General features: G+C 47.1%; 8 protein-coding genes. 5 read left to right on the top strand and 3 right to left on the bottom strand.

Annotated features, from left to right (window positions below; genetic code table 11):
* Window positions 1–361 precede the first annotated feature (361 nt).
* The 3 genes from NST45_RS22790 to NST45_RS22780 form a co-directional block, all read right to left on the bottom strand.
* Complete coding sequence (locus tag NST45_RS22790) at window positions 362–2,134, bottom strand: hypothetical protein (protein ID WP_339823911.1); 1,773 nt, start codon at window positions 2,132–2,134, stop codon at window positions 362–364.
* 150 nt (window positions 2,135–2,284) lie between these two features.
* Window positions 2,285–3,211: a hypothetical protein gene (locus NST45_RS22785; RefSeq protein WP_339823908.1), complete on the bottom strand. Its 927-nt coding sequence runs from the start codon at window positions 3,209–3,211 to the stop codon at window positions 2,285–2,287.
* Window positions 3,204–3,356: a hypothetical protein gene (locus NST45_RS22780; protein ID WP_155986556.1), complete on the bottom strand. Its 153-nt coding sequence runs from the start codon at window positions 3,354–3,356 to the stop codon at window positions 3,204–3,206. Before NST45_RS22780 ends, NST45_RS22785 begins: the two co-directional genes overlap by 8 nt.
* 205 nt (window positions 3,357–3,561) lie before the next feature.
* On the opposite strand from NST45_RS22780, the gene NST45_RS22775 reads away from it, so the two are divergent.
* The 5 genes from NST45_RS22775 (at window position 3,562) to NST45_RS22755 (ending at window position 13,492) form a co-directional block, all read left to right on the top strand.
* Window positions 3,562–5,379: a vWA domain-containing protein gene (locus tag NST45_RS22775; RefSeq protein ID WP_036680809.1), complete on the top strand. Its 1,818-nt coding sequence runs from the start codon at window positions 3,562–3,564 to the stop codon at window positions 5,377–5,379.
* A gap of 88 nt (window positions 5,380–5,467) precedes the next feature.
* Complete coding sequence (locus NST45_RS22770; RefSeq protein WP_036680810.1) at window positions 5,468–8,857, top strand: tubulin-like doman-containing protein; 3,390 nt, start codon at window positions 5,468–5,470, stop codon at window positions 8,855–8,857.
* A 4-nt stretch (window positions 8,858–8,861) separates the two neighbouring features.
* On the top strand, window positions 8,862–11,264 hold the full coding sequence (locus tag NST45_RS22765) for a transcription initiation factor TFIID (RefSeq protein ID WP_051491149.1): 2,403 nt from the start codon (window positions 8,862–8,864) through the stop codon (window positions 11,262–11,264).
* Between the two features lie 287 nt (window positions 11,265–11,551).
* Window positions 11,552–12,826 (top strand): VWA domain-containing protein, encoded by a 1,275-nt coding sequence (locus NST45_RS22760; RefSeq protein WP_339823902.1) that lies wholly within the window; start codon window positions 11,552–11,554, stop codon window positions 12,824–12,826.
* Between the two features lie 24 nt (window positions 12,827–12,850).
* Window positions 12,851–13,492: a hypothetical protein gene (locus NST45_RS22755; protein ID WP_036680814.1), complete on the top strand. Its 642-nt coding sequence runs from the start codon at window positions 12,851–12,853 to the stop codon at window positions 13,490–13,492.
* Window positions 13,493–13,494 lie beyond the last annotated feature (2 nt).

Below are 13,494 nucleotides of genomic sequence, written 5' to 3'. Positions count from 1 at the left end.
GTCGCTAGAAGTTTATCGCGACTCTCAAGGACGTTCACCCAAGTTGCTAAAGTTTCCCGCAACTCTCAAGGTCCTTCATCCAAGTCGCTAGAAGGTTCTCACTACTCCCAGGGTCGTTCACCTAAGTCGTCAGAAGGTGACACCCTACACTCAGAGTTATTCACACAACCCGCTAAACTTATCTCACTACTCATCATGGTCGTTCACTTGTCGACATAGGTTATGCCACCGTCACTATATTGAATCTCACCCACCACACTACTAACTTCACATATTCATAATAAGTAATCCCGAAATCCCGAAATCCCGAAATCCCGAAATCCCGTAATCCCGTAATCCCGTCTCCTGCATCCCATAATCTCTACCGCCCAAAGCTCATGCTACCCACGGATTCCACTATAAACACAGGAACATATTGCTCGCCTATGTCTGTTCCAACAAGCTCATATCCATTCTGATATTGGCCACTAACTAACGCGTTACCTGTAACGGAACCCACTTCTCCGTGGAGCAAAATATAAATCCCATCCGAGTAAGCAAGACTATTACCGAAGTTATCTACGACGATCTCACAATGAAAAGAGACCTTTTCAAAAGGATGAGTGGTCAGATCCGCAGCTGAGATTACAGCATACTCCTGAACAATCTCCGCGAATTGATAGATGCCGTCTACTTTACGGTAAAGTGCCGTTTGCCCGTCAACACCGTCTCCAAGATCCGCATTAGGCACGAGAATAGAGTCATCGGACTGGAGTTCATAACCATCGCCAGCTATTGAAAATAACTGCGAAATACCATTTGATTTCATCTCATATGCTGTGAAAAGGGTGCGTCCACCTTCAACCTCAGATTGGGCTAAAACTACAGGTACACCTGAAGAGGTTGCCAACTGTTCATTAAAAGTAAGACTGCGCAGACTCTCGAAGCGTGGCAAGCTGTTTCCGGTTAATGTGACCACATTGTCGTCGTTATTCATCGCAGCATAATAGAGCACGCCACTGTTATCCGTCCCGGCGACGATCACTTTTGTGCCCGATAGTCCTTTGCGGGAGATGACGTTGTCGTATTTGTCTTGCTCTTCACCGCCAGGAAGGAGGCGAACAGGCTCAGCGATATTCCAGGCCAGCCTAGCAGCGGCAATGTTTGTCGAAGTATCCTCTAGCGGAGCAAGCTCTCCGTATAATTGTATCGCCTCAGCATATTGACCTTTAGTAGTCAGACGTTTGGCATTTTTTAGTAGCTTAGTCTTACTAGTATCGATCAAAGTCAGCACCTTGGATGAAGTGACACCTGCCGATCCTGCAAAATTACGATAAGCTACAGCATGCCCAGCAAAAGCTGTGATATTGTCACCTTCGAGATCTTTGTTCAGGATGATCTTCCCGCTGCTTTCTGCTTGTTGAAGTACCCAAGGAGCTTCGTAATTATGCTGGCTATAAGCACTCATCAGGGACAGGGTGCTTTCCAGCATGCCGGTAAAGTTTCCTGCTCCTGCTAAGGATTTTAATATAGCTGTATCATGGCTTTTAAACTTTGAGGCTAGTAAATCCTCTTTGGAAGCTGCACTTCCATAATAAGCATCAGGAATCTGCAAAAGATTCCATTTGAAGTTCTCTTCATTACTCACCCCTCCGCTCTGGTTCTGGGCAAGCTCGGCAAGGAACTGCTCCTTAAACTGACGGAAATAAGAGGTGAACTGGTCTGAAATGCCTGAGGCCGACGATAACTGGCGATAATAGGATTCATAGGGGCCGTCTGGCTTCATATATGTAGCTTTTAAACTGAGCAGAGCTTGATAGCTCTTCATAAATCCGGCAAAATCCTTAGTCGCTGCTTCCTCCTTAGTAGAGGCTACCAAAACATTCAGAACTTTGCGGATATCTGTGATTGGAGCTAATTCATCCAGACGCTTTGCGACTCTTTCTTCCAGGTAATGAATAGAATGGTTGGCCGCTGCTTGGCGGTACTGATTCTCTGCATTAATCAGATCCCCAGCAGCGTAGAGACGGTCGGCTTCTTTGGTGATTTGTATTTTATCTGCGATGAGAAAAATCTTCTGTCCAAGCAGCACAAGCATGCATATACACAAAATGATCATAAAGTTTCGCAGGGTTATTAATTGTTTGAACGTCATATAGAGTAGCCTCTTTTTTCAAAATATAAGAAAGCCTAAGAAAGTATAAGTTTTACAGTATACATCATCCTTATATTTCTGTGAGAAACGGTTGGTTATCATCAATAAGGGTGATGTTTGCTTTATATTGGCTCATCTTAGCTTTCAGGTCTATTGGACCTCCGGGTCCCAGTGATATTTGGCTTCACGAATGTCAGCTACCCTGAGGTCTAAGCCGTTCCAAGGTTCATGGGGATTCGCAGCAATGAGTTTGGACAACCGCATAAAACGGTCTTTGGGCAGATCTTGCACGTATCGGCCAATCATATTGGAGTAGAGCAGGGCATAACGCTTCATTCTTACCGCCGCTCCCGCAACGCTCGTAAGGATGGTTAAGCCGTTAGCCATCTGGCGGATCTCCACTTCATAGTTCTTCACGTAGCGTAGTGTGCGATCCTTAATGAGATCGGGACGGACTTTAGCGATCTCGCCGATATATTCGGCTAGCAGTGGTTCGAAGTCTTTTAGAAGAAGCTGCTCCAGTTCTAGATCCATATCCTTGCGGAGTAAAAATCCATGCAGCAAAGCCACTCGCTGCCGCGCGATCCGGTCGCCGCGAAGCAGGATGGAGAGCTCGCGCAGCTTCTCATAGGCAAGAACATCATCCTCACGGAGTACGGAGACAGCTTCCTGACGGTTGACCTCCAGCCCTTCCTTGATGATGCCGATCCCACGACCAAGCAGCTCATTGAGAGAACGAAGATTCTCGTTCTGCCTTACTTTTCGCTGCGTATAGTACAATAGTCCAGCAAGCACAAGACCCCCGGCACCACACAATATCATTTGTTGGATGCTATTTCCAAAATAGACAGAGGCTAGTGTGAGCAGTAAGATGAATAGTAGACGGGTATGCATCTTCCGTCTGGCTAGTGATGCTGCGTGCTGCTCTACAGCAATAAGTGAGGCTCTGCCACATTTGCTACAGCGGTCTTCGCCAAGAGCGGTATACCGTCCGCAGTGGCGACAGATGCGCAGCTTGTCATAAGCGTAACGAGGGGCCTTAAAGGGCCGGAAGGTAACGGGTCTTTTCTTATTCACGGCCTTTATCGCCTCCGTTCAAAGCGGCTAGCAGTCGATCGTTAATATCATCACGTGTCAGTGGTTTGCGCTGATGTGCGGCATAAATGGAAATCTGAATTACGGCAATTAGGAACGTAATCCCAAGAATGACGTATGAAATCATGGAACAATCCTTTCTCATGGACGCTCTGCAGTCCAGATGGCTTTTAGAATGATAATCTTCTATGCATCAATGCACTGGGTCCGGCGGTCCTAAAGTTGAAGTTTACAAGGTTTAATTATATCATAATGGCATGCTATTTACAGATTTTAGCGATAGTGCTGAACCTGTCATATGTGCCTAATATAACACAAGAGGAGCCCTATTTATGCTTCGTAAATATCAAAGTATTAGAACAACCAAGACTCTCTTTCTACGTATCTTTCCGGTATTGCTCCTGGCTCTTTGTCTAGCTGCCTCGCCTTTTGCAGCTGTTAAAGCCTATGCAGCAACGTCGGCGCAATCTCACATTGATGCTGTGCTTCTTATTGATGTCAGCAACTCCATGAAGACTAGTGACAAGAACAAAATCGCCAACGAAGCGATGAAAATGTTCATAGATATGTTATCCACCCAAGGTGATAAAGTAGGTATTGTTGCCTATACCGACAAGGTGCAACGGGAAAAGGCTCTGCTGCAAATTAGCTCGGAGAGCGATAAGCAGGATTTGAAGGATTTTATTGATGGTTTGGACCGAGGAGCTTACACCGATATCGCTATTGGCGTAGAGGAAGCTGTGAAGGTTCTGCAGAATGGAAGTGACCCTTCCCATGAGCCTATCATTGTAATGCTCGCTGATGGCAATAATGATTTCAACAAAGCGACAGGCCGGACGCAAAGTGAATCAGATAAAGAGCTGAAGGCGGCCGTTGAGGTTGCCAAAAAGAATGGCTATCCCATCTATACCATTGGACTTAATGCAGATGGCAAGCTGAATAAACAAAGCCTCGCCGACCTGTCCAATGAGACAGGTGGTAAAGCATTTTCGACGGACTCAGCAGATGATCTGCCGCAAATCCTGAGTGAGATTTTTGCCAGCCATTTGAAGCTGAAGGTAGTGCCTGTGCAGTCGATTACTGCAAATGGCGATTATCAGGATGTGACCGTCAACGTGCCTAACGGCAGTGTTTTGGAAGCCAATATCTCAATTATGTCTTCACAGCCTGTGACAGCGAAATTAACGGACCCGTCAGGGAAAGAAGTTGCGATCCCCTCAAACAATGTCCTGCTGTCCAAGTCTTCTACTTATAGCTTGATTAAGCTACTGTCACCGCAGGAAGGAGATTGGAAACTTCAGGTTAAAGGTGTGCCAAAGGATAAGATTGATATTAATCTAGTCTTTAACTATGACTTGGAGCTTAAGATCGATGCGCTGCCATCAGCAACCTATAAAAAGGGTGATAAAATCGACATCACCTCGCATCTGTTCAGCAACGGTACTCAGGTAACACTCAGTAATTTGTATCAAGATATGAAGGCGGTACTGCTTGCTACAGATATCGATACAGGTGATGTGCAAGAAATCGAACTGGATAACTCCGGAGCTGTCTTCAAGGGTACATTTGAGGTAAAAGAAAGCCATAACTACGAGTTGAAGGTACGGGCAGAGGAAAGCAGCTTCTATCGGGAAAGTGCACCTGTCCAAATCAGCGCGAAGACAGGCGGCGCAGCAACAACAGCACCTTCTACAGGGACTGGCAATGAAGAACCCCTGAAGGAAGCTTCATCCAAAACCCTGTATTACATTATAGGGGGCATTCTTTTAGTGCTGGCAGCTGGTGCAGCATGGTATGTGCTGAATAAGAAATCGGCACGTGGTTTTGTAGGACAGCTGGTAGTAGAGGTTAAAGACAGCAATACGGGTGAGAAGACCTACCCACAATATAAGAAGCTTGCAGGCTTCAAAGGCAAGTTCACCCTTCATCAGCTGCTGCAGTTGGCGCCTGAACTGAAGGAGAGCGAAAGTGTTATTTTCACACCGGCTAAGAATGACCGATTGCTGTTACGCAGCGGAGAAGGTGTTACTGTGGAGAGATCCGGACGTGCTGCGGATGCTTCGCGTGGTCTTGAACTTAAGAGTGGGGACCGCGTTTCAGTATCTCTACAGACGGTAGATAAGACGATTTATCTGGAATATTTAGTATAGTAGGCAATGGCAATGTATGCCGCAGAAATAGTTTTGCTGCAAGATATCTGAAGTACAGCTTCCGCAAAACTTTTAGGAGGATAAGCATATGAAACCAGTAGTAAGAGAGCATATACAGCAGTTGGATGTATCACTAGGCGGCGGGATTGTCAGCGATAAAATCAGGGTGGATACGATTGATAATCCGATCCTGATCATTGGACTAGGCGGCACGGGCATTGATGCCCTGCTGCGTCTTAAATATCAGATTAACCGCCGCTTTAAGCTGCCGGAGGATCCGATATCCAAGAAGAAACGGGACAAGCCGGATAATGTGGAATTTCTAGCTTTTGAGACGAATGAACAGGATCGCGGAAAAAAATACAAAGGCATTGGGCTGGACCCGCAAAATGAATTTGTACTGTTGGCGAATGCTGAAATCGGCGGACTGCTACAGAACCGTAGTATTCTCGATTCTTATATTACAGATTGGCTGTCACCTGAGTTAAGTATTACAGATGGTATGAATGGTGCCGCTGGCGTGCGGCAGGCTGGACGTCTGCTTTTGTTCACCAAGATTAATCAGGTTGTAGGTGCGATTGATAAGAAGATCAAGACGTTATCCGTAGGCACTAACAAAAAGCTGATGGTCTTTCTGCTGACAGGTCTGTCGGGCGGTACAGGCAGTGGGGCTTTCTTGGATATTGCCTATATCGTACGCGGTATTATTGAACGTGACTATGGATCAGCCGGTATTGACCGTGTGAACACACTGGGTTATCTCTTTACACCTGACGTGAACCTGTCTAATAAAAGTCTAAGTGAGCACACGCGTGAATATATTCGCAAGAACGGTTATGCAGCGCTAAAAGAGCTGGATTACTGGATGAATGTGGACAGTCGTGGTGAGCGATTCCAGCAGCAATACGGTAATATTTTGACGGTAAATTCACCGCTGCCTCCATTTAATCTATGTCATTTGATCTCTGCAACGAATACCGAGGGTAAGCTGCTGGAGAATGCGTACGATTACTGTATGAACGTAACGGCGGAGAACATCACGAACTTTATGGCGAGTGAAGAAAAACAGTCTGGTGAAGAATTCGCCATCCATGACTATATCAGTAATATCCGCACCAACATTGCGCAGATGAACAAGACCTACCCAGCTAACTATGAATACAACATTATCGGTGCCTCGTCTGCTGTGCTTCCGATTGAGGAAATGACGACTTACCTGGCTTTCCGCTTGTTTGATAAAATGGAAAAAATGTTCCAGCAGGCCCCTGGTCAAGAGGATGTAGAGAAATTCGCACGTAAGCTGGGGATTGATCTCGACAGTATGATCAAGACGTTTGAATCCCGTGTGCCTGAGCCGTTGCCAGGCTACGAGAACAGCGAACGCTTGAGCCATGCCAATGTTGTTAAGAATCAAGTGGTAAGCATGGATACAGAGCTGGAGCAGAACTTCCTGGCTCGTGCCCGTGAAGAATATATCAAATCGAAAAAGCAGTTGCCTGGCGAAATTGTGGGACGTTTCAGTGAAGAGCTGGAGCGCATCTTCCTGCACCCAGAGCAAGGGCCATTCTACGTTTCCCGCCTGCTGTATACCGAGAAGGGCTTCTGTATTTTGAAGCTGATTCAGTCTTATATTGAGGCTTTACGTGAAAGCTTGTTGCGTTTGCCACGTGATATTGAGACGGCTCAGGACAGTGCGGATGAGAAGCTGAGCGATGCCCGCAGTGCTTTTGTATCCAAAGAGAAGAAGAAAAATGCCTATATTGAGGCTAAAATCAATGAGTATTGGCTGCATGCCGATGTAGAACGCACTGAGCAAATGATTCAATTTTACGAGGACTTATATGAGCTCTTAAACGATGAGAACAGCCGGATTTACGGTGTGTTTACAGAGATTCTTAGTGCGCTTAGCTCGATTTTTGCCAAGAATGGGGACATCCTTATCAATGGCGAAGAGCAGGCAGACTATAAAGGAAACAAAACTTATTATTGGAACATTGTGAACGTGCCGGATATTTCGGCAACCATCTCCAAGATCATGGATCAGAAGGACGGCGACGACCTGATTCGCGACTTCACCCGTGAAATGCTGAAGCATTCCGGACGTTGGGTCAAAGAGCAGGAGATTGATATCGTCCGCTCGATTTCGGAATTCCTTAGCGATAAGTTTGGGGATCTGATTACCCGTTCGATGGAGGATTTCCTTGTGATGAAATTCGGCCATGAAGAGCCGCTGGATAAATTCGTTGAGCGGATTATTGCCGGTAAATTGGACGAAGAGGCTGTGCCTACCTTCCACCTTAGCAATAGCTCGGGCAGCTTACATTTCCCATCATGGGGTTTCGTTTCCGTGCCTGTTAAAGCGCCGGGTATCCTAAAAGGGATTCGTAATTATCAGAATAATGCGCTTGGCAAATCGCAATTTACGATCAAGGAAAGCCAAGTGAAAAACCGTATTTTCTGGCTTAACACACGTAACGGTGTGCCACTTTTCGTATACACGCCACTGCGGGTGTTTGAAGAGAACTATGAGCGGACCATTCTCGACAAGGAAGGGATTGGCCGCCATCTCGTGATGACGGATAAGAACAACTGGACGTATCTGCCTTCTCCGATTCCGGAAAAATCATGGGGCGACACTTACGTCAATTCTCGTGTACGTGATTATAACGCTAGAGTGCGTGCAGACTTTGCAAAAGCGCTGGCAAGTGGAGTCATTATTGAAAAAGGTGTAGATGAGAACACAAGTAACAGATATTCTGTTGTGTTCACCAAACCTTTTGATCTGGACACCATTTTGAGTGGTTTCGATATGCAACTGCAATCCACACGCCCGAATCTCGGTGAAGTGAAGAAGGCGGTTGATGAGCTGAAGAGTCTGCGTGAGAAGGGCTTGGAGCGCGAAGGCATTAAAGATATCTTTGGCAGCATCAACAAGGACATGGCGCAGGAGAATCTCATTCGTTCACCGCAGCTGATTTCACGTGTTCGTGTCGAGCTGTCCAAATATGCTGAACTGACTGCCAAAGCCGCTGAGCTTGAAGGTGTGCTTCATCAATATCTGGACGAAGATAAGTGGATGGATCAGTTCATTGAAGCTTTGTATACGGACAGCATTATCAAAAAAGGCGCACTCTACGTTTATGACCGTGATGAAGAAGAGGACGCTTGGGAGCCGTTTGCTAATTTGATGAAAGAGCGCAGCTACGTAGAGTATGCCGTGTATCGGCACTTCCGGGAGCTGGATGAGAAGAGCCGCAGCGTACTGCTGCGTAAGGCAGCACGTCGTGCAGGTGAAATGACTGCCGCTGAAGACGTTACCCCGCTGCTCTATAAGCTGGAAGGACTGTATGTATCATTCCTGGAAGCACGCGACAGCTTGGAGTACGAACGGGTTGAGTATGAGAGCGGCGATGAGATGTACGGATTCTACAAGAGCATGACTAGCAAGCTCGGCAGTATCCGCAGAAAGTTGAAATAGGCCTATGATCAAAACACAGGCATTATCTTATGGTGAACAATATGCGGTACAGGAAGAGGCACAGCGCAGCAAAGGGGATGGACGCAGCAGCATCCATTACCCTGCCCTGTTTCTGTTCGTAGGCGACAAGGTTGCTCCGGCCATCGGTCCGGTGCTGGATAGCTGCGAACGAAAATGGGATAACGCCGGCGGTGTTATGGCATTACATGCTGTGTCAGGTGCAGCAAAAGAGGGAACAGACGGAAGCAAAAGTGAATCTGTTGCGGGAGGGAAAGACCGGGTGCTGGCCATGGCCTTGCCGGAAACGGCAGGGTCAGATCCACGCACTGTGCGTCATGAACTTTACCGCAAGTTTCATGAGGATACACGTTATCTTGCTGAAATGAATAAAGTTATCCGGCGGCTGAGCAACAGTATAGCGGATTATGGACGTCTATATTCATCTTTTGACGTCATCCATCTCTCTATCATTACGCGGGTTGATGATCCGCTTAATGTATTGCTGCCGGAAATTACACTGCTGGCTCGTGCTGTACTCGGCCAGTCCTTCAAGTCCGTACAGACAGATCTCTACGCTCTGATCAATGAGCGGGAGCAAGGGGATAATTTTGGATATTCCAGCTCAGTAGGGCTGGCTTTTCTGCGTGAATTGGACAGAATGCAGGCTACGGACTATAAGTTTAATGCGCCGTTACTTGTGACGGAAGACGGTCTGTCGATTCCAGTTGGCCATGGTCCTTCCGCATTATTTGACCTTGTGTATCTGCTCTCCGATAAAAATGAGCGCGGTATGATGTCTGCACACGGTATGGATGACAACTACGAGATTATTTCTCATATTAGTCTGCTCAAAAATCGGGTCCGCCCGGCTTCTGATCAGGCTACTGGTCATGGCGGATATAACAATATGACCTTCAAAAGCGGCATCAGAGGCAGCACTGGAAGACAAGGCTACGCCTCTGCTGGCTTTTCCGGGGTAAGAAGACCTAATGTTCAAATTGCTTTGGCAGTGCTGTATCATGCGTTCCGGCGGCTTGTCTCCGATATGAGTGAGGGCAGTTCGTGGACTATACGTGAACGGCAGGCGTTGTTAGGGCTGGACCCTGACAGCTTGCGGGAACACGCGGTACAGCTACTTCCGGAGAAAGACGGCCTGAATGAAATGACGGGTTTAATGAGTCACGGACGCCCTTCCTATAATGAACTGAAGCAGCTGTCACTTCGTGAAGCTGAACGGCAGTTGTTCGGTGAAGGGGGCGAAGCTTATTTCCGCAATAACTTTGTGGCAGAGTCAAACCGGAGAGTAGAGGGAATGAATCCATTACGCCAATGGCGCACTATGCTGGCGGCACAGGAAACATCTACGCCTGCGGTAACCTTTTATCAGCTTGCGGAGTGGACGGCAGATCGTGATGAAGCCGGAAGTGTGCTCCATCTTTTACGTCAGCATATGGCAGGCTTGCGTTCCGCGATTCTCTCCATGCAGGAGGAGCTTGAGGATCTTTATGCAGAAAGCGTGGAGCGCCAGCCGTTCCAGCGTGTGCCGCTTTTTGACAAAAGAACAGTACGTAACTTCATTCATTACTTATTCTCAGCCGTATATGGCAAAAAATATGAACTATTGGGCCTAGAAAGTGAGCTTGCCCTATGCAGTCGTTTGGAATCTGCACTTGAGCAGCTTCATATGGAAAGTATGGCTCGTGTGAAAGCTATGGAGACTTTGGAGGAAGAATTGCGTATTACTGTTATGGACAGCATTGGGCGAACAAACGAAACAACGGGCCAGAACGTAATGGAATACTACCGCGTAGTCACAGAAGAAGTGATGAAGGATATCGAAACCCGGCGTGGACCTGGAATATTCTTCAGTGAGAAGTACATGGGCAGTATCTCCAAGCTCTTAGAACAAGGGAAAGAAGCTGTGATTGAGCGTTTGATTGATATTTGCCGCCGGGAGCTGCTGACAGCAGAACCTTTCAATTTATCTTTTGAGGAAGAGCTTCTGCGGCGTGCAAATGTTGCGGCTGCCTATGAGAATCGTCAGGTTCTATCGAGGGAAGAGCTGTTCAAGCGCTTGTATCATAATTTGGAAGAGGGCGCGGCCATTAATGTTCGGCTATTCGAATATACGCAAGAGCATCGTCATGAGGAGAAATATTTCTTCGGAGACAGTTCATCAGAATTCCTACGCTACGCATTTGGAGTGGATGAGACAACTCGGATTTACCGGTTAGGATTCGTGCATGAGCAGCGGAGGAGCGGAGTGGAGAAGCTCAACCTGATGGGCGGCTTTCATTTAGAAGACCTGCTCTATTATCGCAACGGTAAGGTCTATTATGAGACTTATGCTCAGAATGGCTATCAGCTCCATGGGCTGAGTGAAGATCAGCTTCCTGAGATGCGCTGATGGCGTAATAGATGGGTACCCTCACTTTGAGTCCCTTTATTGCCTTTGTGCAATATTGATACAGTAGATTTAAGTAGATTTCTGGGATAGGGACATTTCTCCTTATTTCCAATGCACACTGTGCAATAGAATAGAAATAGTTGTTCCTCCTACTCCATTCTATTGCACAAAGTGCAATCTGGGGGATGATAACACATCCGGGTAGCCCGTTTATCAGGCAGCATAACCCCCGGAATGTTTAAAGGATAATAGTACAATTCAGGTTTTCCCGGAAAGGAAGTATAACGATGCAGAGAAAAATCAATCTGCTGCTGCTCTTCTTCAGTCTGATCGGCGGCGGGGTCGCCTTTCTTTTTGGCGAATGGCTGCTAAGCTGGTATAACGATCTGCCTTCCATCCTGCTTGTGGGTATTTATTTTGCCATTGTGGCGCTGGGTGTCGGTGTAGGCTGCCTGCTTGCAGAGATGATCTCGCCACGACTGAACGGAGCTTCATGGAAACAACGCTACCTGGGGTTATCGTGGAAACTGCTGCCTCTGATGATTGTCCTTGCACTTGGAGTTGGAGCCTTAACGGAGTTCGTTTATGAACTGAATTTTGGCGGTGCCAGACCGGTTAAGAATGTGGTGATGGCTATCGATGACTCAGGCAGTATGACGCAGAGTGATCCCGATAATAGCCGGTATTCAGCAGCAAAAGCGTTAATTACAAAAATGGACACTGACAATAAGGTGGCCGTGGTGACCTTTAACAACGAAGCTGTAGTTGTCCAGCCTTTAACGCCACTTTCAAATTCGGAGAATCGTGAGAAGGTGCTGACTGCAATCGATAATCTGCAGCCAACCGAAGGCGGCACGAATATTAGCGGTGCGGTCTCGGAGGCACTCAAGGAAATTGATAGTGACGGCAAAAAAGACCAAGGAGCTATGGTCATCTTGTTGTCTGACGGAGTGAGTAATTTCGATACCACAAGAGAGTTGCAGGCTTATGTAGAGCGCGGTATTGCCGTGAATACCATTGGTCTGGGCTTGAATGATCCAGCAGGCAATCAGCTGTTGCAGGATATTGCGGGAGTGACAGGCGGACACTATTATGATGTCAAGGATTCAGCCCTTCTGGGCGATGTGTTCCAGCAGATCTATGACCGTCTGGGAGATCGGACGCTGCTAACTGAGCGCAGTGATTCAACGGCAGACAGTCCTTATTATGCTGCGGTTCGTATATTATCATTGATGTTGATGGGGGCTGCGCTTGGATTAGGTCTGGGAATTATGTTTGATAACCGTCATTTGGCTAAAAGCTTTGGGATTGGCGGCGTAATATCTGGCTTGTTCGCAGGACTGATTCTGGAATTTGGACTTAGCGGTGACTCCTTTACAGATAGTCTTATTCGTCTTCTGGCTGTTCTAATATTAGCTGCTATTATTGCATTATTTACAGGCGTCATTCCGGTAGGTGAAGGACGTATTTATCGAAATAGAAGAAACAATAACGCAGCGCCTGCACCAGCATCGGATAACTTTCCGGGTCGGCGCAGAAACCGGAACAGCAAAGGATTCTAGTGTAGCGGAAAGGGGTTTACATTAATGAGGTACGCCGAGGTTAATGCTTCCGCTCCGGGAATAACGGATGTGACATCCCAAGTGGATGACCGATTCTGTACGCTGAGATGGCGCTGGCCGGACGGCGTGCAGGCGGTGTACATCCACAAAACCTCCGCAGAAGCGGCTGACATGGGAACCGGAGATGATCCGCCAGTAGGGATGAAGCTCTACACTCGTGAGGAATACAAATCTAACAATGGTTATCGTGATCGATTGGATGATATCGGCCTGATATCCTATACCATATTTGCTCGTCTTGCTGAGAACGGTGAGACTGTACTGGTGAGGCAAAGTGATGGTGTGAACCGGGTGATGGTCAGTGCAGGCAAAGCCCGAATCTATTATTCCATTCAACAAAAAAAAGCCTTATTCGGAAAACAAAAGACCGTACATATGGCGATTACGGCAGAAGTGCCCGTGGCACGGGATGTCCTCTGTTATGTCAAGAAACGTGGAGGGCATCCGGCAGGGAAAGAGGATGGTATTCTCTTTCCCTTCGTACAGGATTTCGCTCCTGGACGCAATGTACTTCCGCCGATTGAAATCGGTAAGGATGATTTTGTACGCATCTTTTTCACCGATGGCAAGAAATATGGGCTTTATTACGAATTGGTACCGGAGTGAGA

Source organism: Paenibacillus sp. FSL R7-0163, from assembly GCF_037969975.1.
Lineage (GTDB): Bacteria > Bacillota > Bacilli > Paenibacillales > Paenibacillaceae > Paenibacillus_AQ > Paenibacillus_AQ odorifer.
The sequence above is the reverse complement of the archived record's forward strand: the minus strand, read 5'-3'. Positions and strand labels throughout refer to the sequence as shown.